Genomic DNA, 23,731 nt, shown 5'->3' with positions numbered 1-23,731 from the left:
CCTGCTCGGGCCGGACACCGGCCGCTCGCTCGCGGTCGGACCGGGCGCCCACCCGGGTCAGTAGCCGGGGCCCTGGTAGGGGCGGCGGTACGGGTCGTCGCTGTAGGGCGCGGGCGACTGGCGCGGGGGCACCGGGCGGGGCGGGACGGGGCGCATGGGGCCGGTCTCGTAGCCGCCGTTGGTGTAGCCCTGGGCCTGGGCCTGGTACGGGGCGCCGGCCGTGTACCCGCCTCGGGGCGCGCCCGCCTGCTGCGGGATGTACGCCGTCGGAGCCGCCTGCTGCTGATAGGGAGCGGGCTGCGGCGCGGCCGCGAGGTAACCGTTCTGCATGCCGTACGGAGGCGTGTACGAGTGGCCCGCGGAGGGCAGCGCCGGCAGTGCCGGGAGGTTGCTGCCCTCGTAGGCCGAGGGGACGCGGATGGGAGCGATCTGCGGAGTGCCCCGCTCGGCGACGAGCCTGTCGTAGATCGGGGTGTCGGGGAAGAAGGCCGACGAGGCGTAGTAGCCGCCGCCGTAGGTGCCGCGGGGGGAGGTCATGAGGCATAAGGTAAGCCCACTATGTGCTTTGTGGGGAGTCCGATCAGCGGGCTAATTTGTGCGACTGGGGCGACTGGTGTTCGCCAATGATGGCGAATGAGTCAAAAACGGTCGTCACACCACGTTCCCATCGTGTAAATCCCTGTGGTGCACAGGGTTTCGGGATGATGCCCGGCCTCACTCGACGGCCGGTCGAACGTCCTGGTGAGGGCCGTGCGCACCACCGAGCAGTGCCGCGCGCACCTCGTCCGCGTGGTCCTGGATCCTCGCCACCGCGGCCGCTGTGCGGCGCATCGTCCCAGCCGTCATGTGCGACCACAGCGGGACCGTGAGCACGGCTGCCGACAGGGCGTCGGTGAGGGGCAGGCGGTCGGCCTGCCCGAGCGCCCGGTACGCCTTCTGGCGGTGCACCGGGGGGTGGAAGTAGCGCCGGGTGTCGATGCCTTCGGCCCCCAGGGCGGTGGCCAGCGACGGGACGTCGAGGCCGAACTCCTCCCTGTCGATCACGAGGGTGAGGTCCTTGAACGTGGAGGTGTCCCCCTCGTCGACGACAGGGAAGCGCAGCCCCGGCAGCCCCTTGACCTCCTCGGCGAACACGGCGGCCAACTCCCCCCGGTGCGCCACCCGCTCCGTCAGCCCGGACAGCGACGCCAGCCCCACGGCCGCGTGCAGCTCCGACATTCGAGCGTTCAATCCCGCGAACAGGCAGTCGTAGTCACCGGGGTTGCCGTAGTCCCGCGCCGTCCGCAGGGTCCGGGCCAGCGCCTCGTTCCGCGTGGCGATCAGACCGCCCTCGCCCGCCGGCGCCACCTTGGTGGGGCTCATGCTGAACACCTCGGCCGCCCCGAAGCCGCCCACGGGCACCCCGGCCCGCCGGCTGCCCAAGGCGTGCGCCGCGTCGTAGACCAGCGGCACCCCCGACCGGTCGGCCGCCTGTTGGAGCCGCTCCACCCGGCACGGGGTCCCGTAGACATGGGTGGCCATCACCGCGGTCCCCCCGACATTGCGCAGGGTGTGCGCCGCGTGGTCGGGGTCCAGGGTCAGCGAGTCGGCCGAGCACTCGGCGAAGACCGGGCTGCTGCCCGCCCACACCGCCGCGTGCGCGGTGGCGGAGAACGTGAAGCCGGGCATGACCACCGGTCCGGTCACCTCCAGCGCCTGGAGGACGAGCATGAGCCCGGAGGTGCAGTTCGACACCGCGACGACGTGCGGTACGTCCAGCAGCCCGGCCGCCTCCTCCTCCAGGGCGGCCACGGTGCGCCCGTTGGTCAGCCGCCCGTCGGCGAGGATCGCGTCGATGCGCCCCAGCACCTCCTCACGCCGGGGGATCCGCACGACCGTGAGCGGCAGGCCGTCCGGGAACGCGGGTGTTCCACCGAGGGCGGCGGGCAGGGCGGTTGCGGTCGTCGTCATCGGGAGACCTCTCGGGGTCGGTGCGGCCGACGTGGCCTGGGCGGGGGTGGGGACCGGAACGCCGAGTGCGGGCCGGCCGGGGCTCTCGGGCCGCCCGGCCCCGCAGGGCCCGGCGGGTGCGGGCCGGCCAGGGGCTGGGAGCGGGCCGCGCCCCGGGCCGTGCCCGCCTCCGGAGCACGCCGCGGAATCGCCAGCAGCACCAGGACCAAGGGCAGAACCTGCACCCGCTCCCGCGTGAGGATGCCCAGGTTGTTGATGTTGGAGAAGGCCCAGCAGAACAGCAGGGAGTACACGGCCGTGAAGGCGATGTAGGGCTCTTTGAGGAACAGCTTGGGAAGCCGTCGCAGCCTCGCCCACGACATGATGAACACGATCATCAGGGCGAAGCACTCCACGGACGCGACGAGCGCCTGGACGTTGTGCGCCTCGAAGGGGAACGGGCGGAACAGGACCGTGACCACGTTCATCGGCAGGTTCACCGGCGACAGGTTCACCGGCGGTCCGGACCCGGCCGCCTCCCCGGAGGCGTCCACCGCGGCGGAACCGCCCTGCGAGGTGCGCCGCTGAGTCTCCGACAGCACCTGGGAGACGCCCTGCGAGTCCGTGCCGTCCAACCCGAAGAAGGCGCTGGCCTGCTGGAGCATCAGCATGATCCCCACGCCCATCACGGCGATGCCCGCGACCGCCTTGATCGGCCCCAGCGCGGAGACCTTGTCCGGGCGGCGCCTGAGCAGGTACGCGACGCCGAGTCCGGCGCCCGCCAGCAGGGTGATGTGCGGGCGCACCATGGCCGTGCCCACCGAGCCCAGCGCCAGCACCGCGAATCCGCCGTGCATCCGGCGCAGCACCCGGGCCGCCCCGTAGGCCATGACGCCCAGCGTCAGCATCATCCACGAGTCCTTGCCGATGCTCGACGGCCAGAACAGCAGCGACGGCAGGAAGAAGACGAACAGCGCGTAGCGGCGGCTGTCGGCGGCGGGGAAGCCGATCTGCACGGCCCGCCAGAACATCACCAGGCCCCAGAACCCCAGCCAGGAGAAGAACAGGAACCCTCCGCTGATGGACGGCCCGACCAGGGTGTAGGCGATCCCGGTGAGGATGATGACGAACCCGGTGCCCTCCACCGGCCGCCCGATGTCCGCCTGGAAGACGCCGTGCCGGAAGAGCGCCGCGAGCACGCGGCCCTTGTCGTCGTACATCGCCGCGTCCGACTGACCGTCGTAGAGCACGAAGGCCATGAGGAAGCGCGGGAAGGCCGCCACGAGCTTGAAGGCCAGGGCGAGCATCAGCAGCCGGTAGGTGCGCGGATCGGGGTCGCGTGCCGCGATCCGGCCGATGAACGGGGCGCTGACGGCCATGAGGAGCGGCAGGATCAGCAGCGCCCCCCACGTGTCGTAGGAGGTGTGCTCCATGCCCCAGACGAAGACGGCGACATAGGCGGTGACCAGGGAGCCCGCCATGAGCGAGGGCCAGGGGATCTCCGGCAGCCGGGGTCTTCGTCCCGTCCGCGCCAGGAACTGCCGCACCATCACAGGACCGCCGTCACAGCCATCAGAAGACCTCGAGGTCGCCGAGGGTGAACCGCCAGCCGTGGACCCGTGGCGGCTCCTGCCCGGCCGGCCGCACGGCGAGCACCATCCCGGCGCGCGGCACCGGCAGATACCCGTGGCGCAGCCCCACCGACGCCGCCTCGCCGCCCTCGGCGAGGTGGGTGGCGACGTGGTCGCAGCCGCCACCGCGGGCCACCGAGGCCAGCAGGCGGGCCGCGGCCTCCCGGTCGCCCGGGCGCACCACCACGTCGGACAGGGTGAGTTCGGTGAGTCCGCCTCGTGCGCGGGGCCGGCAGAAGGCGATCCCGGCGAGCTCTCCCGCGCGCTCCACCGTCACCGCGCGGTAGTCCAGACCGGGGGCCTCGGCGTAGCGCCAGCGCAGGAAGTCCGGGGTCCGCTCGGTGCCCAGGCGGGCGGGCCGGGCGCGCTCGTCCCCCTCGGCCCGCTCGCGCAGCAGTTCCTTGAGCCCGGACGCGGCAGCGACGACCTCCGCGGCGCCCGGCAGGGCGCAACGGGCCCCGGGTGCCGTCGCGCGGGCCGAGGCCGCCCCCGGGCGGGGCGGGCCGCCGCGCAGCCGGGAGAGCTGGCCTCCCAGGCCCGCGGCGAAGGCACCCGGTCTGACGGGGCGGACGGCGATCGGCACGGTGCCCGCCCGCCGCCAGCCCATCCGCAGATAGCCGGGCAGGCTGTTCGCGTTGGGGGTGTTGAAGACCACATCGGTGCCGGAGGCGACCTGTTCGAGCAGATCCAGCGTGAGCGCGCGGAAGATGCCGCGGCCCCGGAAGTCCGGATGGGTGGCGGTGTCCACCGGGCGCACCGCCCGGACCGTCCTGCCGGACAGGGTGAACTCCCAGCGCAGGAAGAGCCGCAGGCCGACCACCCTGCCGTCGGCCACCGCCACCAGACCGGGGCTCGGCCCGAAGACCCCTCGCCGGTGCTTCCAGGAGAAGAACGCCGAGGTGCGCTCCCCGGTGGGGCCGCCCGCCAGCGACGTGCTGAGCAGACCGAGCACCTCGGGCTCGTCGGCGGCCGCCAACTCCCGTATCTCTAACCCCTCGGGCGTCCCCCCGGAGTCCGCCGCGCCCCGGTTCACGCGGTGACCCCCGTGCTCCGCCGCCCCGCCAGAACCTGCTCGTAGACGGCCTCGATGCGGCGCTGCGCGCCCTCGGCGTCGAAGCGCCGCGCGCGCTCCCGGGCGGCCGCCGACATCCGGGCTCGCAGCGCCGGACCGCCGACGAGCCGGCCCAGCGCGACGGACAGCGCCTCGGCGTCTCCCGGCTGCACCAGCAGCCCTTCCACCCCCTGGTCCACGATCTCCGGCATACCGCCGACGCGGGTGACGACCGAGGGCAGTCCGGAGGCCATCGCCTCCATGAGCGCCACCGGCAGCCCCTCCTGGCGCGAGCTGAGGGTGAACACGTCCAGCGCGGGCAGCAACGCGGGGACGTCCGGCCGGGATCCCGCGAAGACCGCGGTGCCGTCGAGCCCCAGCGACGAGGCGTGCCGGCGCAGCCGCTCCTCCAACGGGCCGGAGCCGATGAGCACCAGCGCCGCCTCCGGGTGGTTGCGGCGCATGAGGGCGAAGGCGTCGAGCAGGGTGCGCTGGTCCTTCTTGGCGGTGAGGTTGCCCACCGTGCCGACGACGACGCCCTCGCGGGGCAGCCCAAGGGCCTCACGGGCCTCGGCGCGGGCCTGCGCGCCCCCGGCCGCCCCGCCGAGGTCGGGGCCGTGGTGCACCACGTTCAGCCACTGCCCGGGGTCGACCCGCCGGGGCGGCCGCACGCTCGCGGCCACTGCCCGCGAGACCGCGACCACGGCCGCGTTGCGCCCGTACGTCCAAGAGTTGGCGATCCGGGTCGGCAGGCGGTAGCGCTGCCACATGTTGTGCTCGGTGTGCACCAGCGGCACCGACAGGGGCCCGCGCAGCAGCATCCGGGCCGCGACGGCGGGCACGGGCATGTGCGTGTGCACCAGCCCGTAGCGGCGCTGGGCCATGAGCGAGCGCAGCCGCAGCGGCCACAAAGGGTCCCGGCCGCGCCGGCCGGGAGCGCCGGTCAGCAGGTGCACCGGTATCCCCGCCTTCTCCAGATCCGGCGCCAGGGCGTCCTTCCACGGCAGGACGTAGGCGACCTCCACCTCGAAGCGCTCCCGGTCGACATGGCGCGCGCAGTTGAGCAGCAGGCGCTCCGCGCCCCCGAGGCCGAGCCCCTTGGCGAGCCAGAGCACCCGCACCGGCCTCCCGCCGTCGGTCAGGGGCCTGTCGGTCACAGCCGCTTCGATCCCGGCCGCGTCGGTCACGGGTCCGTCGGTCACAGGTCGGTCGGTCACAGGTCGTCGCCCTCCGCCTTCGGCGCGGTGCCGTCCCGGCCCAGGGCCCAGCTCGGCCCGCCCCGGTCCGGCGGGTCCGCCTCCGCCGTCTGGCGGGGCGGTTGGGCGCGGGAGCGGTCCTGATCGCGCACCAGGCCCGGGCCCATCGCCGGGAAAGGGGTGACGGCGCCCGTGGTGACCGTCTCGGACGGGCGCCGGGTGATCCACGGGGAGCTTCCCGGCGACCCGGGAGAGGCGGTCAGCGCGATACCGGCCACCGGCACACTGGTACGGGCCAGCAACTCGCCGACGCGCCCCGCCTGTTCGGGAGTCACATGGCTGCTGCGCGCGGTCAGCAGGACGGTGTCCGCGTGCCCGACCAGGTCGTAGGAGTCATTGGCGTACAGCAGGGGCGAGCTGTCGACGAGGACCACGTCGGCGTGCTTGCGCGCCTCGTCGAGCACCTCGTCCGCCCGCACCACGAGCGCGGCCGGATAGCCGGAGTGCCTGCCCGCCGTCACCAGGCCCACCCGCTCCACCCGGGTCGGCCTGATCGCCTCCTTCAGGCCCTCCGCGCCGTCCCCGCCGAGGAGTTCGGCCATCCCGGGCCCCGGCTCCACACCCAGGAGCTCATGGGCCCGCGAGCCCCGGAAGTCGCAGTCGAGGACGAGCACCGAGCGGCCCGTCTCCGCGAGCGCGGCCGCCAGTTCCGCGACCGTCGTCGTCCTGCCGTCGCCCGGCCGCGCGGAGACCACCAGCACCACAGGCGCGGTCTGCGGCAGCCTCGGCAGCGAGGAGCGGTCGTCCCGCCGCCCGCCGATGGGAAAGGCCAGCGACGACGGAGCGGTCAGCAGCAGCGCCGCCCGCAGCGCCCGGTACGCCTCCGCCGCCGGAGCCCCCGGACTCGAGGCCACCGCCGGTACGCGCGAGCGGCGGAGCCTGCGCGACATCACGGGTATCTCCCCGATCACCGGGAAGCCGAACGCCTCCTCGGCCTGCGAGCGGCTGCGCAGCCGGGTGTCGAGCCGGTCCAGCATCAGCACCGCGACCAGCCCGAGCGCCAGTCCCAGCGCGGCCGCCAGGGCCAGGCGCGCCGAACGGCTGCTCGGGGCGCTGAGCACACTGCCGCTGCTCGCCGTGCTGTTGATGCCGCCGAACTGCTCGAGCACCGGCGCCCTCGCGGTCTGCCGCAGCTTGGCGATCGTGGAGTACAGGTCGCTGTACTGCCCGTTGAGCGAGTCCAACTGCGCCTTGATCTGCGTACGGCGTGAGCCCAGGGACGCGTTGAGGTCGTCCTGCATCGACGTGATGTCGTCCCCGAGCGACTTGAGCTGCTTGCTGCGCTCGTCGGCGGAGGTCATGGCGCTGTCACGCAGGCTCTTGCGGTAGCCCTGCACCATGGCCTTGGCGAACGCGCCCGCGACCGCCTCGGAGTCGTGCTGGGTCGCCCCCGTCGCCGTTATCGTGATCATGCCCGCCTCGGCGTCGGCCGAGATGTCCACCCTGGGCTTGAGGACCGCCGGGTCCTTGAGCCCCAGCCGCTTGGCGGCGTCCGCCGTGACCTGCTCGCTGGTGGCGAAGGTGCGCACCACGTCCAGCTTGACCGAGTCCTCCGACCCCGGCGCGGGCACCACCGTGAGCGTGGACTGCCACGCGCTCTCGTCCCGCCCCTGGCTCGCGGGCGTCAGCCACCAGCCGACGACCAGCGCGGCCAGCACACAGCCCGCCAGCAGTCGCCAGCGCCGACGAAGGACGCTCAAGTGCTGTGCAGGTTCCACCGGTGGCCCCCCGGGTCTTCCTCGTCGAGCGCCGCGCCGCTCACCGCGTCGCACCGCCCAGCCCGCCCCCACGGACTCGAGTGGTCCGTCCCTTTGCGATGCTTGCCCCGAATGGCGCCGCCGCGCAAGCACTTTGGCGATAACGAGACGTGTTCAGGCGTTCACACGTCACAGGCGGCGTTCCGGTCCGCGGGCCAGCACCCCGCGGTAGAAGGCGATCATCTCCGCGGTGACCTGCTCGAGGGTGTAGTGGCGCAGGAAGTGCTCCCGGGCCGCCGCGGCCCGCTTGTGCGCGGCCTCGCGGTGCGTGAGCGTGTCCAGGAGGGCGTCGTGCAACTCCTCGGGGCGCTCGGAGGGGACGAGCAGCGCGTGCCCCTCCGATCCGACGGTCTCGCGCAGCGCGGGGACGTCCGACGCCACCAGCGGCACCCCCACACCCATGGCCTCCATCGCCGCGCTGCCGAGTCCCTCCCAGCGCGAGGGCACCGCGAACGCGTCGGAGGCGGCCATGAGGTCGTAGACGTCGGAACGCTGGCCGAGGAAGACCACCGAGGGGTCCCCCGCCGCCAGGGAACGCAGCTTAGGCGTCTGGGCGCCCTCGCAGCCGGCGAGCAGAAGGACCGCGTCGTCCACCCGTTCGCGAAGCATCGGCCAGCAGCCCACCAGCACGTCGAGGCCCTTCTGGTACTGCTGCCTGGCCGCCGCCAGCACCACCGGGGTCTGCGCGTCCAGCCCCAGCGCCGCCCGTACGGCCGCCCGGCGCTGCGGGGTCGCCGTCCCCAGCAGCTCGGGGTCCCGGCCGCGCGGGATCACATCGATCCTGTGTGAGGGGACCGCCAGCCGTTTCGCCATCACCGAGGCGACATGGCGGCTGAGCGCGTGGAAGCGGCGCACCCCCACCGCGGTCGCGGCGTCCGCCGCCTGGGCGGCGCGCACCTTCCAGGGCTGAAGTCCCGGGGACGAGAGGTGCTCGGGACCGTACGAGGAGTTGACCAGGCTGGAGACGACGGGCACCCGCGCCGCGTTGGCGGCCGCCCGGCCCAGCAGATCCGCCTCGAACAGCGTGGTGTGAACGATGTCCGGCCGCCGTCGCCTGATCAGCGAGCGCAGCGCCGCCGCCGTGCGCAGCCGGTCCGGCCGGTGGACGCAGAACAGCGCGGCCCCGGCCGCGGCCAGCTGTTCCTGGAGCCCCTCCCTGGGCAGCAGATACGCGATGTCCAGCCGCACCCCGGAGCGCACGAGCAGCGGCGCTGTGGCGGCCAGTGCCTGCTCGGCGCCCCCGGTGCGGCTCACACTGTCGATGACATGCAGAACGTGCATGCTCAAGACCCCCCTCGACACACGCGGAACCGCCCCAGCATTCCAGGTGCCGCCCGCACCCGCTGCCCGAATCGCATCGGCGGCCGGATCCGCTTCGGCGGGGGTCTCCGCTAGTGTTCTGAGTCGGGCGCTGGTACGTGCGCACGAGGCGGTGAACAGGGGACGAGGATGTCGATGCAAAAGGGAACCAACGTTCCGGTTCCGGCTCCGGCGGTGCGGGTGGAGCTGGGCTGGCAGAGCGGGCCGGGAGTCCCGGACGCGGATGCCTCCGCGCTCCTGCTCTCCTCGGGGAAGGTGCGCTCCGACGCCGACTTCGTCTTCTACAACCAGGCCCAGCACTCCTCCGGGGCGGTGCGGCACGAGGGCAAGCGCCCCTCCGGCGCCTCGGTGACCGACTCCCTGCACGTGAACCTGGCGGCGGTGGAGCCGGCCATCGACACGGTGGTGCTCGCCGCCTCGGCCGACGGAGGCACCTTCGGCCAGGTTCCGGGCCTCTACATCCGGGTGCTGGACGCTGCCAACGGGGCCGAGATCGCCCGCTTCGACAGTGCCGACGCGACCGTGGAGACCGCGTTCGTGCTCGGTGAGCTCTACCGCCGCCAGGGCGCGTGGAAGTTCCGCGCCGTCGGCCAGGGGTACAGCACCGGCCTCGCGGGCCTGGCCACGGACTTCGGCATCAGCGTGGACGACGAGCCCGCGAGCGCGCCGGAGCCGCCGCCCGCCCCCTCGTACAACACTGCGCCCCCCTCCCACAACACACCGCCTCCCGCGCCGCAGTACACGCCGCCGCCCGCGCCTTCTTACAACACGCCGCCGCCGGCGCCGCAGTACAACGCACCCCCGGCCCCGGCCCCTTCCCACACCCCGCCGCCGCAGTACACGCCGCCGCCCGCGCCGTCCTACAACGCCCCGCCGCCTCCGCCGCCCGCCCCCTCCTACGGCGGTGCGGCGGGCGCCCCGGTGCACCAGGCGCCCACCCAGGCGATGCCGCCCGTCCAGCCGGGACAGGGACATGTGCCCCCGCCCGCCCCCGCCCCCGGGCAGCCGGTGCAGCTCACCAAGGTCACGCTGACCAAGAACGCCCCCACCGTCTCCCTGACCAAGCAGGGCGCCACCTCGGGCTTCATGAAGGTCAACCTCAACTGGCAGGTCCACAAGCAGTTCAAGGGCTGGATCCGCAAGGGCGGCCGCGCCGCCGCCGCGCACTCCGACCTCGACCTCGACCTGTGCGCGATGTTCGAGCTGGTCAACGGCGAGAAGGGCATCGTCCAGGCGCTGGGCAACTCCTTCGGCTCGCTGCACCAGCCCCCGTTCATCCACCTCGACGGGGACGACCGCACCGGCGCCGTCGACACCGGTGAGAACCTCACCATCAACCTCGACCACAAGGACCTGCTGCGCCGCGTCCTGATCTTCGTCTACATCTACGAGGGCGCCCGAAGCTTCGCCGACCTCCACGCGACCGTCACCCTCTTCCCGCAGCAGGGCGCGCCGATCGACTTCTCCCTCGACGAGTGCACCGTGCCCTCCAACGTCTGCGCCCTGGCCACGATCACCAATGTCAACGGTGAGCTGATCGTCCAGCGCGAGTCCCGCTTCCTGGTGCCCGACCGGGGCATCAGCCCCCAGCGCACCATCGACTACGCCTACGGCTGGGGGATGAACTGGACGCCGGGCCGCAAGTAGGCCGACTCCCAGCGGTCCTGCACCTGGTCACCGACCCGCGGCGCCGCGGCGCGCAGCTGCTCGCCCACGACCTGCACCGCGAGATGTCCGCACGCGCCGGGGCGTCGGCCATCGCCGCCCTCGCGCCGCACCCGGACGGCGCGCTGGACATCCCGGTGCTCGGCCCGAAGCGGTACGCCCGGGCGACCCTGCGCGCGTTGCGCCGGGCCGCCCGGCGCGCGGACGTCGTCGTGGCACACGGCTCCAGCACCCTGCCGGCCTGCGCCGCTGCGCTCCTGGGCGCCCGTACACCGTTCGTCTACGTCAATATCGGCGATCCCCGGCACTGGGCGGGCAGCGGCACCCGAAGGCTGCGGGTGGGCGCCGCGCTGCACCGCGCGGCCGCGGTCGCCGCGATCTCGCCCGGTGCCGTGGGGGTGCTGCGCGAGTGCTTCCGGCTGCCCGAGCGCCGGCTGACGGTCATTCCCAACGCCCGCCGGGCCGACCGCTTCCCGCCCGCGGATCCGGCCGGGCGCCGGGCGGCCCGTGAGGCCCTGGGGCTGCCGCCCGACGGTGCGGTGGCGGCGGTCGTGGGGGCACTGGCGCCGGAGAAGCGGGTGGACCTCGCCGTCGAGGCGGTGGCGCGCAGCGAGGGTGTGCATCTGGCCGTGGCGGGCGCCGGTCCGCTGCGCGAGCGGCTGGAGGCCCTGGCGGCGGAGTCGGCTCCCGGCCGGGTGACCTTCCTGGGGAACGTGGACGAGCCCGGCACGGTCTACCGCGCGGCCGACGTCCTGCTGCTGAGCAGCGACAGCGAAGGTGTGCCGGGTGTGCTGGTGGAGGCGGCACTGGCCGCGGTCCCCGCGGCGGCGACCGACGTCGGCTGGGTCGGCGACGTGGTCGTGGACGGGCGCACCGGGGCGCTGGCCGAGCCCGGGGACGCCGACGCGCTGGCCGCCGCGCTCGAGCGGGTGCTCGCCGACCGGGAGGCACTCGGCGCGGCGGCGCGCGAGCACGCCCTGGAGCGGTTCGAGCTCTCGGTCGTGGCGGACGCCTGGCAGGAGTTGCTGGCCCGGGTCGCCCACCGCTGAGGGCACCGCGGGACCGGGTCCCGGGGGCCGGACGTGCCTCCGGATCGCCCGCCGCTCGGCGCCGCAGCGCCGGAAATGGCACCCTTCACCCGATCGTGGGGTTAGTCGCTCGATCGTGCCACGAGGGCTTGTGCCGTGTGCCACAGTGGTCGCGGGGATCGTTCAAGCCATCGCCCGCAGGACGCGTGGGGACGCGGAATGCGGGAGCGCCCGCAGGGGCGTGTAGGGGGGAGGGGCGGGGAGCATGGCGTTGCCCGCGCAGTCACCGACCGTGTCCGTGGTGCCGGACATCGAGTACGGACCGCCGCCGGAGCTGAGGTTCCGCAGAAGGCTGCGGCTCAGGCGGACCGCCGCGGAGTTATGGGCCGCCCGTGAGCTGGTGCGCGCGCTGGCCGAGCGAGATCTGAGAGCGCGCTACAAACAGGCGGTCCTGGGCTTCGCCTGGGCGGTGATGACACCGCTGCTGTTGATGGTCGTCTTCACGCTGGTCTTCAACAAGGCCGTGAAGATCGACACCAGCCCGACGCCCTACGCGCTGTTCACCTATGTCGGGCTCATCACCTGGCAGTTCTTCAGCAACACCATGAACCAGGGCGCGCTGAGCCTGTCGGCCAATCTCAGCCTGCTCAACAAGGTGTACTGCCCCCGCGAGGTCTTCCCGCTGGCCACGATGCTCGTGGCCGCGGTCGACATGCTCATCGCGCTCGGGGTGATGGGGGTGCTCTTCGCGGTCTTCTGGTTCCCCCCGGCGGGCACCTTCTATCTGGCGCTGCCGCTGCTGCTGATACAGATCGCCTTCACCTACGGAGTGGCGCTCGTCCTTTCGGTGTCGGTGGTGTACCTGAGGGACATCCGCCATCTCCTGCCGATCATCACGCAGATGGGCGTCTTCGCGACCCCGGTCGCCTACCCGCTCGACAAGATCCCGCACCGGCTCCAGGAGGTGTATGTCGGGTTCAACCCCCTGGCCGCCGTCATCGAGGGCTACCGCAAGGCAGTGCTCTACGGGGAGTACCCGGACATGAGGCTGAGCCTGATCGCCGCCGGCGGAGCGCTGGTCGTCCTGGTGGGCGGCTATGTGTTCTTCAAGAAGCTCGAGACGGGAATCGCCGATGTCGCCTGACGGGACGATCCGCACCGAGCACCTGTGGAAGAGGTTCCGCGCGGACCGGCAGCGGATGCTCCTGCGCGACCGCGTGGAGCAGATGGGCCGCAGGCTGCGCGGAGGCGGCCCGGAGGACTGGAGCTGGGCCCTTCGCGACATCGATCTGCACATCGAGCCGGGGGACGCGGTCGGGCTCATCGGCTCCAACGGGTCGGGCAAGTCCACGCTGCTGAAGCTGCTGACCCGCGTGATGTACCCGTACGCGGGCACCGTCGACGTACGGGGCCGCATCGGAGCGCTCATCGAGATCCGCGCCGGAATCCACCCCGATCTGACCGGGCGGGAGAACATCTACCTCTTCGGCGCGCTGCTGGGCCTCAAGCGCCGGGAGGTCGCCGCCCGGTTCGACGCCATCGTGGAGTTCGCCCAGTTGAACACCGCGATCGACCGGCAGGTGAAGTTCTACTCCTCCGGGATGCAGATGAGGCTGGGGTTCGCCGTGGCGGCCTATCTCGAGCCGGAGGTCCTGCTGGTCGACGAGGTGCTCGCCGTGGGCGATGCCGTCTTCCAGCAGAAGTGCCTGGACCGTATGCGCGAGGTGCTGGAGCAGGGCACCACGCTGGTGTTCGTCTCCCACGACCTGGCGGCCGTCGAGTCGGTGTGCAGCAGGGGCATCTGGCTGGAGCAGGGCACCGTCCGTGTCGACGCCGGGATCCGCGAGGCCCTGGGGGCGTACCGGGAGAGCATCGAGGCCAAGACCGAGGCGTCGGCCCGGGTCGGCGAGCCGGTGCAACTGCTCAAGTGCGAGGTGCGCGGCACCGAGCGGGACAGCCCCGCCACCGGCGAGGGCCTGGTGGTGGATCTCGTGCTCGGCGGGGACCACCGCAATCCCGCCATGCTCCACCTCGGGGTGAGCGAGGGCACCGCGAGCCCGGTCTTCTCGCTGCGGCACGAGATCACCACCAAGGACGGCGAGGCGCGCGTTCGCTGCGTCATACCCCGCCTCCCGCTGCCGCGCGGGCGCTACACCCTGTGGGTCGGGGCCTATGGAATGTGGCACATCGAGGGACAGTCCCTCATGGCCTGGCATCCGGCCGGACAATTCGAGGTGTACGGACCGGAGTTGGACCCGCCTCCCCGCGCGGTGGTGCTGGCCGCCCCGGTCTACGTCGAGCACGAGTGGTCCTGAGGGGGCGTGAGATGCCGCACAGCGTGTGCGCCGTGCTGGTCACCCACAACCGCGAGGCGATCCTGCGCAGCACCCTGGAGGCCATCGCCGCCCTCGACCGCCCGGTGGACGAGGTCGTGGTGGTGGACAACGCCTCCGGCGACGGCACCCCCGCCATGCTGGCCGCCCACTTCCCGAAGGTGCGGCATCTGAGGCTGCCGGTCAACACCGGTCCCGCGGGGGGCTACGCGGCCGGGATGCGCGCGGCGGCCGAGGGCGGGCACGCGTGGCTGTGGCTGTTCAACGACGACGACCGGCCCGACCCGGACGCCTTGGACGTGCTCCTGGAGGCGGCGGCCGAGGAGGAGCGGAACAGCGGCGGACGGCCCGCGATGCTGGGCAGTTGGCAGCGAGAGCCCGGCGGGGGAGTGCAGCGGCCGGGCCTGCTCTGGAAGCACCGCCACCGCACCCCGCCGCCCGTCGTGGAGGGCGGTCCGGCCTACCCCGTGGATCTGATGGTCTTCGCGGGAGCGCTGATGGACGCCTCCCTCGTGGCGCAGATCGGTGTGCCGCGCGAGGAGTACTTCATCATGTGGGAGGAGATGGAGTACTGCCTGCGCGCCCGAAGGACGGGGCGGCGCCTGCTGATGGTGCCGCGGCCGCTCACCGAGTCGCTGCACGCGGGCTCCGGGCCGTCGGCGCCGCCCTGGCGCGAGTACTACCAGACGCGCAATCAGCTGGCGATGACGCTGGAGCACCGCTCGTTGCCGGAGCTGTGGTTCTGGGGAGTACGCACGGTCAAGTTCTGCACGGCCACCGCACTGCGCGGGCGGGACCGAAGACGGCAGCGGGTGGCGCTGCGCCTGCGGGGCGCCTGGCATGGGCTGCGCGGGGTGACCGGCATGACGCTCCCGCCGCCGGCGTCGCCCGGGCAGGCCGCGCGACCGGGCCCCGCGCCCGCCAACGGGTCCGGCCCCGCTCCCGCCGGCGGACCGGCCCCCGCCGGCACAGAGGGCGGCTGACGTGCGCGTCGCGATGCTGCTGATGTACCCCGGCCTGCCGTGGCAGGAGGACTGGTGCAAGGCGGCGGCGACCGTGGCCGACGTCGTCGTGATCGCCCCCGTCGCGAGACTGTCCCTGCCACCCCTGCCCGGACTGCCCTTCGCCGGCCGGGACCCGCAGGACCCGCACCGCTACGAGGTGGTCAAGCTCCACTGGCGCCCCTCGCGGCTGCTGGGCCAGGTCGCCCACCGGGTGACCGCCCGGCGGATCCGTGAGGTGCTCGGGCGCGAGGCGGCCGAGTGCGGGCCGCTCGACCTGCTGCACGCGCACACCTACTACGCCGCCGACCACCTGCCGTGGCTCGGCCGGGCGAGCGGCCTGCCCTACGTGGTCACCGAGCACGACCCGGCCTGGTACGGCCATCCGTCCCGGCCGGTCCCGGGCCGTCCGGCGCTTCGTCGCACCGCCCGGCTGTACGAGGGCTCGGCCGCGGTGATCGCGGTCAGCGACTCCCTGCGCGACGCCCTGCGCGCACTCGGGATGCCCGGCCGGGTCCGGGTCGTGCCCAACCCCGTGGACACCGGCGCCCTGCCGCCGCTGCCCGCCCGCTCACGGATCGGCCAGGACCCGGTGCGTATCGTCAGCGCCGGGCGCCTCGCCCCGCAGAAGGGGTACGACGTCCTGCTGGACGCGTTCGCCACCGCCCGGGCCAAGGACTCCAGGCTCCGGCTGCGCATCATCGGGGAGGGCCGGCTCAGGCCCGAATTGCAGGAGAGGATCCGGCGGCTGGGGCTGGTCGGCACGGTGGATCTGCTCGGCCACCTCGACCGGGCGGCGATGCTCCACGAGATGGCGCACGCCGACCTCTTCGCCACCGCCAGCAACGCCGAGAGCTTCTGCGTCGTCGCGCTCGAGGCCCAGTGCTGCGGTCTGCCGCTGGTGGCCACCCGGACCGGGGCGCTGCCCGAGCTCGCCGCGGACGGCGGCGGAGTCACGGTCGCCCCGGAGCACCCCGAGGCGCTGGCGCAGGCCCTTCTGCACGTCGCGGACACCCTGGGCTCCTACGACCGCGCCGCCCTGTCCGAGCGGGGCCGCCGGGGCTATGGCCTGGAGAGCGTGGGGCAGCGCCTGGCGGAGGTCTACCGGACGGTCGGCGCGGACCAGTTCCTGCCTTGACTCCTGTTCGACTTTGATTGCTTGCGAATGGGTCGTTCCGGAAGCGGAAGCGCTGGGACCAGTTGGCCCGCTCGGCCATCTTGCGCGCACGTCGAGAAAAAACCTGGTTGCGCACTCTTGACAGTCACATTTCGTGGCGGTGTTATGTGTTCTCAAATGTTCATTCCTGTTGGCTTCTTGTGAAGCCTTCTGTGGAGGCCAGGATGCCGCACACCACGTACTCGTCGTCCGCGAGCGTCACTCAGGCGATCTCCCGGCGCAGGCTCCTCCAGGGAGTCCTCGCGGCGGGCGCCGCGACGGGCCTCGCCCCGGTCCTGTCCGCGTGCGGCAGTTCCGACAGCGGCTCCTCGACCAAGTCGGTCTCGCTCGGCTCGAACTTCAGCGACGCCGTCCCCAAGAAGGCGCTTCAGGGCATCATGGACTCCTTCGAGAAGGAGTCCGGCCTCTCGGTCAAGATCAACACGGTCGCGCACAACTCCTTCCAGGAGCAGATCAACAACTATCTCCAGGGCAAGCCGCAGGACGTGTTCACCTGGTTCGCCGGGTTCCGGATGCAGTTCTTCGCCGAGCGCGGGCTCGTCGGTGACATATCCGATGTCTGGACCAAGATCGGCGGCAACTACAGCGACGCCATGAAGAAGGCGTCCACCGGCAAGGACGGCAAGCAGTACTTCGTCCCGCTCTACAACTACCCGTGGGCGGTCTTCTACCGGAAGTCCGTCTTCGAGGCCCATGGCTACCAGGCGCCCAAGACCCTCGACGAGTTCAAGTCGCTCGGCAACAGGATGAAGAAGGACGGGCTGACCCCCATCGCCTTCGCCGACAAGGACGGCTGGCCGGCGATGGGCACCTTCGACTACCTGAACATGCGCACCAACGGCTACGACTTCCATGTCAGCCTCATGGCGGGCAAGGAGTCCTGGACCGACCCCAAGGTCAAGAAGGTCTTCGAGACCTGGCGCGAGCTGCTGCCCCTGCACCAGACCGGTTCGCTCTCGCGCACCTGGCAGGAGGCCGCGCAGTCCCTGGCCCAGAAGAAGTCCGGGATGTACGTCATCGGTTCCTTCGTCAGCCAGCAGTTCACCGGCAAGGACGCGGAGGACGTCGACTTCTTCCCCTTCCCCGAGGTGGACTCCACGGTCGGCACCGGCGCCGTCGAGGCCCCCATCGACGGCTTCATGCTCTCGAAGAAGCCCAAGAACCCCGAGGGCGCCAAGAAGCTGCTGGAGTACTTCGCCAAGGCCTCCACCCAGGAGGCGTACCTCAAGAGCGACCCCAACAACGTCGCCGCGAGCAAGGCGGCCGACACCTCCGGCTACAACCCGCTGCAGAAGAAGTGCGCCGACCTCATCTCGGGGGCCGAGAACATCTCGCAGTTCCTCGACCGCGACACCCGCCCCGACTTCGCCTCCACGGTGATGATCCCGTCCCTGCAGACCTTCATCCGCAACCCCAAGGACATCGACGGCCTGCTCGGCAACATCGAGAAGCAGAAGAAGAGCATCTTCACCAGCTGACCGCCGCCAGTCGACCGCCGCCAGACCTCCGCCGGAGCCCGCCTCGCACGGGCTCCGGCGGAACCACGGTCCGCCCCGCCCGAGGAGCCCGCCCTCATGGCCAGCACTGAACTCAAGAAGTCGCCCTCCGCCCCCCGAGGGCGCCCCCGGCGCACCCGCCGCCTCAGCTCCCGCGACCGCGCCGTCCTCGGCCTCATGGTCGGCATACCCGCCCTCGTCCACATCGGCCTCGTCTGGCTTCCCGCGTTCGGCTCGGTCCTGCTCTCCTTCACCCGCTGGGACGGCATCGGCGGGTTCGACACCATCGAATGGGCGGGGTTCGACAACTACCGGCAGATCTTCACCAACTACCCGCCGTTCTGGCCGGCTCTCCAGCACAACGTGATCTGGCTGGTGTTCTTCCTGCTGGTCCCCACGACCTTCGGCCTCTTCCTCGCCGTCCAGCTCGACAAGAACATCAAGGGCAGCCGCCTCTACCAGAGCGCCATCTACCTGCCGGTGATGCTCTCCCTCGCCATCGTCGGCTTCATCTGGCAGCTCGTGTACTCGCCGGAACAGGGCCTGATCAACAACATCCTCGGCCGCACCGGCCAGGGCGACCTCATCGACTGGCTCGGCGACCCCAGCCTCAACCTGTGGGCGGTGCTGGTGGCCGCGAGCTGGCGCCATGTCGGCTACATCATGATCCTCTACCTGGCCGGACTCAAGAGCGTCGACCCCAGCCTGCGCGAGGCGGCCGCCATCGACGGCGCCAGCTCCCGCCAGGCGTTCTGGCATGTCGTCTTCCCGGCACTGAGACCGGTCAACGTCGTTGTCCTCGTCGTCAGCGTCATCGACTCGCTGCGCGCCTTCGACATCGTCTATGTGATCAACAAGGGGACCAACGGGCTCGAGCTGCTGTCCGTCCTCGTCACCAACAACATCGTCGGTGAGGCCAGCCGCATCGGCTACGGCTCCGCGCTCGCCGTGATCCTGCTGGCGATCTCGCTCAGCTTCATCATCCCCTACGTCCGGTCCATCTTCCGGGAGCAGCGATGACCATGACCGCCACACCGAGCGGCACGGTGCCGACCACGGCTCCCCCGACACCCCCCGAGCGGCCCCGCCGCGGCAACCGCCCCGCCAGGATCGCCCTGCACATCTTCCTGGCCTTCACCGCGCTGTCCTTCCTGGCGCCGCTGCTGTGGACGGTCTACACCTCGCTGCGCCCCTACTCGGACACGGCGGAGCACGGCTACTTCTCCCTGCCGCGCAAGCTCGGCTTCGAGAACTACGCCGACGCCTGGAACCAGGCGGAGCTGATGCACTACTACGGCAATACGCTCCTGGTGACCCTGCCGACGCTGCTGTTGGTGCTCTTCCTTTCCTCGTTCGTGGCGTACGCGGTCTCCCGCTACTCGTGGCGGGGCAACATCGCCCTGCTGATCCTGTTCACGGCGGGCAATCTGCTGCCCCCGCAGGCGATGCTCACCCCCCTGTACCGCATGTACAACGAGATCCCGCTGCCCGAGTCGATGAGCGACTCCCTGGTCGTCTACGACTCCTACTGGGGCATCATCGCCATCCATGTCGCCTTCCAGATGGGTTTTTGCACCTTTGTGCTGTCCAACTACATGAAGACGATCCCCCACGAGCTCACCGAGGCGGCCATCGTCGACGGGGCGAGCGTGTTTCGGCAGTACTGGCAGGTCATCCTGCCGCTGTGCCGGCCCCCGCTCGCGGCGCTGGCGACGCTTGAGTTCACCTGGGTCTACAACGACTTCCTGTGGGCGCTGGTGCTCATGCAGACCGGTGACAAGCGGCCCATCACCTCGGCGCTGGGCAATCTGCAGGGCGTGTACTTCACCAACAACAACCTCATCGCGGCGGCCTCCCTGCTCGCCGCCATCCCCACGCTGGTCGTGTACTTCGCCCTCCAACGCCAGTTCATCGGCGGCCTCACCCTCGGCGCCAGCAAGGGCTAGGGGCAGCCGGCCCACATCCCCGACACAGGGACCACGACGTGACCGAAACGATCCACCTGCGCGGCCCGCGCGGCAGCGCCGTCATCGACCCCGCCACGGGCACGGTCCTGCACTGGGGCGCACCGCTGGAGGCCGAGGACCTGCCGGGGCTGCGCACCGCCGTCACCCCGGCGGTGCCCGAGGCCGGGCTGGACGACCCCGTCCCGCTCACCCTCGCCCCCGAGGAGGGCTCCGGCTTCCCCTCCCGTCCCGCCGTCACCGGCAGACGGCCCGACGGCACCGCCTGGTCACCCCGCTTCCACCACGTCGAGCACAGCGCGGACGGCGACGCGCTGACCATCCGCTCGCAGGACCCGGTCGCGGGGCTCCGACTGGAGGTGACCGCCGTGCTGTCGGGCGATGTACTGCGTGTCTCGCTTCGGCTGACCAACACCGGCGACACGCCGTACCTGCTGGACGGGCTCGTCGCCACGCTCCCGCTGCCCGCGCACGCCGACGAGGTGCTGCACTTCACCGGGCGCTGGTGCCGGGAGTGGCAGGAGCAGCGCACTCCCGTCGGCGTCGGCGCCCTGGTGCAGGAGAACCGGCGGGGCCGCACCTCCCACGACAACCCGCCGGGCCTCGTCGTGGGCACGCCCGGATTCGGCGAGCGGCACGGCGAGGTCTGGGGCGCGCACCTGGGATGGAGCGGCAACCACCAGTTCCGGGTCGAACGCCTGGCCACCGGGCAGGTCTTCCTCCAGGCCGGTGAGCTCCTGATGCCCGGCGAGGTGACGCTCGCTCCCGGCGAGTCGTACGAGACGCCGGGGCTGTACGCGGCCTACTCGGGAGACGGACTCGGCTCCATGAGCGCGGCCTTCCACACCTTCCTGCGCTCACGGCCCGCACACCCCGCATCGCCGCGCCCCGTGCTCATCAACACCTGGGAGGCGGTCTACTTCGACCACGACCTCGACCGGCTGCGGAGCCTGGCCGATTCGGCGGCCGAACTGGGCGTGGAGCGGTTCGTGCTGGACGACGGGTGGTTCCTCGGCCGGCGCGACGACAGCGCGGGCCTCGGCGACTGGTACGTCGACCCGGTGATGTACCCCGACGGCCTCACACCGCTGATCGACCATGTGCGCTCACTCGGCATGGAGTTCGGCCTGTGGGTCGAGCCGGAGATGGTCAACCCCGACTCCGACCTGCTGCGTGCCCACCCCGACTGGGCGCTGACCACGGCCGGATACGACCCGCTGACCTTCCGCCGCCAGCTCGTCCTCGACCTCGGCCGCCCCGAGGCCTTCGCCCACATCCTGGAGCGGCTCGACGCGCTGCTGAGCGAGTACGACATCGCCTACCTCAAGTGGGACATGAACCGCGACCTCGTACAGGCGAGCGGCGCGGACGGCACGGCGGGAGTGCGCGCGCAGACCCTCGCGTACTACGCCCTCGTCGACGCCCTGCGCGCCCGGCATCCGGGGGTGGAGATCGAGAGCTGCTCCTCCGGCGGCGCCCGCGCCGACTTCGCGGTCCTGGAGCGCACCCAGCGGATCTGGACCTCGGACTGCAATGACGCCCACGAGCGCCAGTCCATCCAGCGCGGCTTCTCCTACTTCTTCCCGCCCGAGGTCATGGGCGCGCACATCGGGCCGCCCCGTGCCCACACCACCGGACGGGTGCACGACCTCGAATTCCGTGTCGCCACCGCGCTCTTCGGCCACCTCGGCATCGAGTGGGACGTCACCGCGGCCGGGCCGGGGGACCGCGAGGTGATCGCCGGCGCCATCGCCGCCCACCGGCGGCTGCGGCCCCTGCTGCACTCCGGCACCGTCGTGCGGCTGGACGGCCTGTCCCACGGTGCCGTCGCGGCGGACCGCTCCGCGGCCCTGTTCGCGTTCGTCCAGACCGCCGCCGACCGCTGCACGGGCCCCGCGCCCCTGCGCCTGGCCGGACTCGATCCCGAGCGCTCCTACCGGGTCCGCAGGCTGGCGCCGGGCGCGCACGGCCACGGCCCCGCCAAGTCGCTGCCGCTCTGGCTCGCGGAGGGGGCCGTGCTGACCGGCCGCCAACTGGCGGCCCATGGGCTTGCGATGCCGCTGCTCAATCCCGACCATGTCCTGCTGGTGGAGTGCGCCGCCGTGTGAGGAGGCGCCGCCCCGGACGAGAACCCGCACCCGGCCGGCCGCGGGGGCGGGCAGCGGCGGTGCGCACCGGCTCGTGGCGCGCCGCTGTCAGTGGGGCGCGGCACACTTCGCTCATGACCGCTGCGCACGACCCCCTCGAACAGCTCGCCGCCGAGGCGGAGGCCGAGAGCGCCGACTTCTCGGGCCTCGATCTGAGCGACGCGCTCGCCGAGGGCCCCGGCCCCAGGGTGTTCCGCCGATGCGACTTCACCCGGGCCGATCTTCGCGAGGCCGATCTCGCCGAGGCCGTCTTCGAGGAGTGCGCCGCCACGGGCGCCCACTTCCGCGGGGCCCGGCTGGACGGCGCGAGGTTCACCGGGGGCAGTGCCGCCGCGGCCGACTTCCGCGGCGCCGATCTCGCCGACGCCGTCTTCGACGCGGTGGATCTGGCGGGCGCCGAGTTCGGCGAGGCGATGCTCGACGACGCCCGCTTCACCGGCTGCCGGATGACCGGTGTCCGGCTCAGCGGGATCCGCGGGCTCGCCGTCACCCTCACCCTCGAGCGCTGCGCCATGCAGCTCGCCGAGCTGCGGGATGTGAGCCTGCGCGGTGTCCGGCTGACCGGGGTCGACCTCACCGAGGCGGATCTGCGGGGCGCCGATCTGCGGGACGCGGTCTTCGAGGACTGCAAGCTGCGGGAGGCACAGCTGCGCGATGTCCGGTTCGCCGGGGCCGATGTGCGGGGCGCCGATCTCGGAGAGCTCGGCGCCCCGGCCGTGGAGGTCCTCCGGGGCGCCGTCATCAGCCCCGCCCAGGCCGAGCGGATCTGCGCCGCCCTGGGGCTTCACGTCGTGCCGTGAGAGGGCCGCTCCTCGCGCGGCGCCGGGTAGGTGCGGCCCTTCCAGGCCGCGCCGCGCCCCCGGTGGTGCTGCACCGCGGAGTCCACCGTCATCAGCAGGTAGAGCGCGGCGGTGAACGGCAGCAGCGGCGCCGTCCACAGCGGCTGCCGGTAGTAGCGCAGCATCGGCAGGTACGTCCCGGTCATCAGCGCCCAGGCCGCCGCGCCCGCCCCCAGCACGGGCGGGTCACCGGTCGCCGCGCCCACCGCGGTCGCGAACGGCGGCACCAGGTAGACGAGCGCCAGGCCCAGCACCGACCCGGCGAGCACAGCCGGATTGTGCCTCAGCTGCGCGTAGGCACTGCGCGAGACCATCCGCCACAGCTGGGACAGCCGGGGGTACGGGCGGACGCTGTCCACCCGGTCGGCGAGGCCCAGCCAGATGCGGCCGCCGCTGCGCTTGACGGCGTGTGCGAGGGCGACATCGTCGATCACCGCCTGCCTGATGGACTCGGGGGCGCCCGCCCGCTCCAGGGCGTCCCGCCGCACCAGCACACAGCCGCCCGCCGAGGCCGCTGTCCGCCCGCCGGGCCGGTTGACCCGGCGGAAGGGGTAGAGCTGGCCGAAGAAGTAGACGAACGCCGGGACGATCAGCCGCTCCCAGCCGGTCTCGACCCGCAGCCGCGCCATCTGCGAGACGAGGTCGCGGCCGGAGGCGTCGGCGGCGGCGACCAGTTGGGCCAGCGAGTCCGGTCCATGGGCGATGTCCGCGTCCGTGAGCAGCACGAACTCCTCGTCGGCGAGCGCGACGCCGTGCCGGACCGCCCACAGCTTCCCCGTCCAGCCGGGCTCGGGCTCGCCGGGGGAGGCCACCGTCAGCGGCAGCCCGCCGTGCAGCCGCGACAGCTCGGCCGCGACCTGAGCGGTGCCGTCGCCGCTGTTGTCGTCCACGAGGATGACCCTGGCCGACCCCGGGTACCGCTGGGCGAGCAGGGAGGGCAGGCTCGCGGGCAGCACCTCGGCCTCGTCCCGAGCGGGTACCACCACGGCCACGGACGGCCACCGGCGCGGGGCGGTCCGCTCCGGCAGGCGCACGTCCGTGCGCCAGAAGAACCCCTGGAACAGCGTGAGCCACACCCAGGCCAGCAACGACACCACGGCGATCGGCAGCAGCAAGGTCACCCGCCGCAGTCTGCCG

The 23,731-nt window shown here is 72.4% G+C and carries 19 protein-coding genes; 11 read left to right on the top strand and 8 right to left on the bottom strand.

All coding sequences use genetic code 11. From position 1 onward, the window contains the following. Positions 1-57: 57 nt before the first annotated feature. From IEY86_RS27270 to IEY86_RS27240, 7 genes are all read right to left on the bottom strand, one after another. Positions 58-537, bottom strand: a complete 480-nt coding sequence (locus IEY86_RS27270; protein ID WP_189134522.1) for a DUF6643 family protein — start codon at positions 535-537, stop codon at positions 58-60. Positions 538-714: 177 nt separating this feature from the next. Continuing rightward, positions 715-1,950, bottom strand: a complete 1,236-nt coding sequence (locus tag IEY86_RS27265; protein ID WP_189134521.1) for a DegT/DnrJ/EryC1/StrS family aminotransferase — start codon at positions 1,948-1,950, stop codon at positions 715-717. Further along, entirely contained in the window at positions 1,947-3,479 is a 1,533-nt protein-coding gene (locus tag IEY86_RS27260) for a hypothetical protein (RefSeq protein WP_189134520.1), read from the bottom strand. The genes IEY86_RS27265 and IEY86_RS27260 overlap by 4 nt, the downstream gene beginning before the upstream one ends. 22 nt (positions 3,480-3,501) lie before the next feature. Next, positions 3,502-4,593, bottom strand: a complete 1,092-nt coding sequence (locus tag IEY86_RS27255) for a GNAT family N-acetyltransferase (protein ID WP_189134519.1) — start codon at positions 4,591-4,593, stop codon at positions 3,502-3,504. After that, a complete protein-coding gene (locus tag IEY86_RS27250) occupies positions 4,590-5,813 on the bottom strand; it encodes a glycosyltransferase (RefSeq protein ID WP_229698802.1) in 1,224 nt (407 codons plus the stop codon). Before IEY86_RS27250 ends, IEY86_RS27255 begins: the two co-directional genes overlap by 4 nt. Before the next feature lie 11 nt (positions 5,814-5,824). Further along, entirely contained in the window at positions 5,825-7,567 is a 1,743-nt protein-coding gene (locus IEY86_RS27245; protein ID WP_189134518.1) for a P-loop NTPase, read from the bottom strand. A 186-nt stretch (positions 7,568-7,753) separates the two neighbouring features. Beyond that, positions 7,754-8,905 (bottom strand): glycosyltransferase family 4 protein, encoded by a 1,152-nt coding sequence (locus IEY86_RS27240; protein WP_189134517.1) that lies wholly within the window; start codon positions 8,903-8,905, stop codon positions 7,754-7,756. A 174-nt stretch (positions 8,906-9,079) separates the two neighbouring features. Here IEY86_RS27240 and IEY86_RS27235 point away from each other — a divergent pair, with 174 nt between their 5' ends. From IEY86_RS27235 to IEY86_RS27185, 11 genes are all read left to right on the top strand, one after another. Further along, positions 9,080-10,591, top strand: a complete 1,512-nt coding sequence (locus IEY86_RS27235; RefSeq protein WP_189134570.1) for a TerD family protein — start codon at positions 9,080-9,082, stop codon at positions 10,589-10,591. Continuing rightward, a complete protein-coding gene (locus IEY86_RS27230) occupies positions 10,558-11,658 on the top strand; it encodes a glycosyltransferase (protein WP_373287104.1) in 1,101 nt (366 codons plus the stop codon). The genes IEY86_RS27235 and IEY86_RS27230 overlap by 34 nt, the downstream gene beginning before the upstream one ends. Before the next feature lie 244 nt (positions 11,659-11,902). Next, positions 11,903-12,781: an ABC transporter permease gene (locus tag IEY86_RS27225; RefSeq protein WP_189134515.1), complete on the top strand. Its 879-nt coding sequence runs from the start codon at positions 11,903-11,905 to the stop codon at positions 12,779-12,781. Next, positions 12,771-13,952: an ABC transporter ATP-binding protein gene (locus tag IEY86_RS27220; protein WP_189134514.1), complete on the top strand. Its 1,182-nt coding sequence runs from the start codon at positions 12,771-12,773 to the stop codon at positions 13,950-13,952. The genes IEY86_RS27225 and IEY86_RS27220 overlap by 11 nt, the downstream gene beginning before the upstream one ends. 11 nt (positions 13,953-13,963) lie before the next feature. Then, entirely contained in the window at positions 13,964-14,953 is a 990-nt protein-coding gene (locus IEY86_RS27215) for a glycosyltransferase (protein WP_189134513.1), read from the top strand. A gap of 1 nt (position 14,954) precedes the next feature. After that, the gene (locus IEY86_RS27210; protein WP_189134512.1) at positions 14,955-16,109 is read left to right on the top strand and encodes a glycosyltransferase family 4 protein; all 1,155 of its coding nucleotides are present in this window, start codon (positions 14,955-14,957) and stop codon (positions 16,107-16,109) included. A gap of 203 nt (positions 16,110-16,312) precedes the next feature. Beyond that, the gene (locus IEY86_RS27205) at positions 16,313-17,626 is read left to right on the top strand and encodes an ABC transporter substrate-binding protein (protein ID WP_189134511.1); all 1,314 of its coding nucleotides are present in this window, start codon (positions 16,313-16,315) and stop codon (positions 17,624-17,626) included. 96 nt (positions 17,627-17,722) lie between these two features. Beyond that, complete coding sequence (locus IEY86_RS27200) at positions 17,723-18,664, top strand: carbohydrate ABC transporter permease (RefSeq protein WP_189134510.1); 942 nt, start codon at positions 17,723-17,725, stop codon at positions 18,662-18,664. Next, positions 18,661-19,590: a carbohydrate ABC transporter permease gene (locus tag IEY86_RS27195; protein ID WP_229698801.1), complete on the top strand. Its 930-nt coding sequence runs from the start codon at positions 18,661-18,663 to the stop codon at positions 19,588-19,590. The genes IEY86_RS27200 and IEY86_RS27195 overlap by 4 nt, the downstream gene beginning before the upstream one ends. A 38-nt stretch (positions 19,591-19,628) precedes the next feature. Continuing rightward, the gene (locus IEY86_RS27190) at positions 19,629-21,716 is read left to right on the top strand and encodes an alpha-galactosidase (protein ID WP_189134509.1); all 2,088 of its coding nucleotides are present in this window, start codon (positions 19,629-19,631) and stop codon (positions 21,714-21,716) included. Between the two features lie 113 nt (positions 21,717-21,829). Next, entirely contained in the window at positions 21,830-22,555 is a 726-nt protein-coding gene (locus tag IEY86_RS27185) for a pentapeptide repeat-containing protein (RefSeq protein WP_189134508.1), read from the top strand. Here the strand turns inward: IEY86_RS27185 and IEY86_RS27180 are convergent. Beyond that, complete coding sequence (locus tag IEY86_RS27180; RefSeq protein ID WP_373287101.1) at positions 22,540-23,715, bottom strand: glycosyltransferase; 1,176 nt, start codon at positions 23,713-23,715, stop codon at positions 22,540-22,542. The two genes, IEY86_RS27185 and IEY86_RS27180, sit on opposite strands and share 16 nt — an antisense overlap. Positions 23,716-23,731 lie beyond the last annotated feature (16 nt).

This window comes from Wenjunlia tyrosinilytica (genome assembly GCF_014646055.1).
In the GTDB taxonomy this organism is placed as follows: Bacteria; Actinomycetota; Actinomycetes; order Streptomycetales; family Streptomycetaceae; genus Wenjunlia; species Wenjunlia tyrosinilytica.
This window is presented reverse-complemented; position numbering and strand designations above follow the sequence as displayed.

Bases quoted from the DNA above. Each gene is read 5' to 3' on its own strand.
- IEY86_RS27195 (WP_229698801.1), top strand. From the start codon at position 18,661: ATGACCATGACCGCCACACCGAGCGGCACGGTGCCGACCACGGCTCCC.
- IEY86_RS27260 (WP_189134520.1), bottom strand. From the start codon at position 3,479: ATGGTGCGGCAGTTCCTGGCGCGGACGGGACGAAGACCCCGGCTGCCG.
- IEY86_RS27270 (WP_189134522.1), bottom strand. From the start codon at position 537: ATGACCTCCCCCCGCGGCACCTACGGCGGCGGCTACTACGCCTCGTCG.
- IEY86_RS27215 (WP_189134513.1), top strand. From the start codon at position 13,964: ATGCCGCACAGCGTGTGCGCCGTGCTGGTCACCCACAACCGCGAGGCG.
- IEY86_RS27265 (WP_189134521.1), bottom strand. From the start codon at position 1,950: ATGACGACGACCGCAACCGCCCTGCCCGCCGCCCTCGGTGGAACACCC.
- IEY86_RS27205 (WP_189134511.1), top strand. From the start codon at position 16,313: ATGCCGCACACCACGTACTCGTCGTCCGCGAGCGTCACTCAGGCGATC.
- IEY86_RS27240 (WP_189134517.1), bottom strand. From the start codon at position 8,905: ATGCACGTTCTGCATGTCATCGACAGTGTGAGCCGCACCGGGGGCGCC.
- IEY86_RS27220 (WP_189134514.1), top strand. From the start codon at position 12,771: ATGTCGCCTGACGGGACGATCCGCACCGAGCACCTGTGGAAGAGGTTC.
- IEY86_RS27225 (WP_189134515.1), top strand. From the start codon at position 11,903: ATGGCGTTGCCCGCGCAGTCACCGACCGTGTCCGTGGTGCCGGACATC.
- IEY86_RS27185 (WP_189134508.1), top strand. From the start codon at position 21,830: ATGACCGCTGCGCACGACCCCCTCGAACAGCTCGCCGCCGAGGCGGAG.
- IEY86_RS27200 (WP_189134510.1), top strand. From the start codon at position 17,723: ATGGCCAGCACTGAACTCAAGAAGTCGCCCTCCGCCCCCCGAGGGCGC.
- IEY86_RS27235 (WP_189134570.1), top strand. From the start codon at position 9,080: ATGCAAAAGGGAACCAACGTTCCGGTTCCGGCTCCGGCGGTGCGGGTG.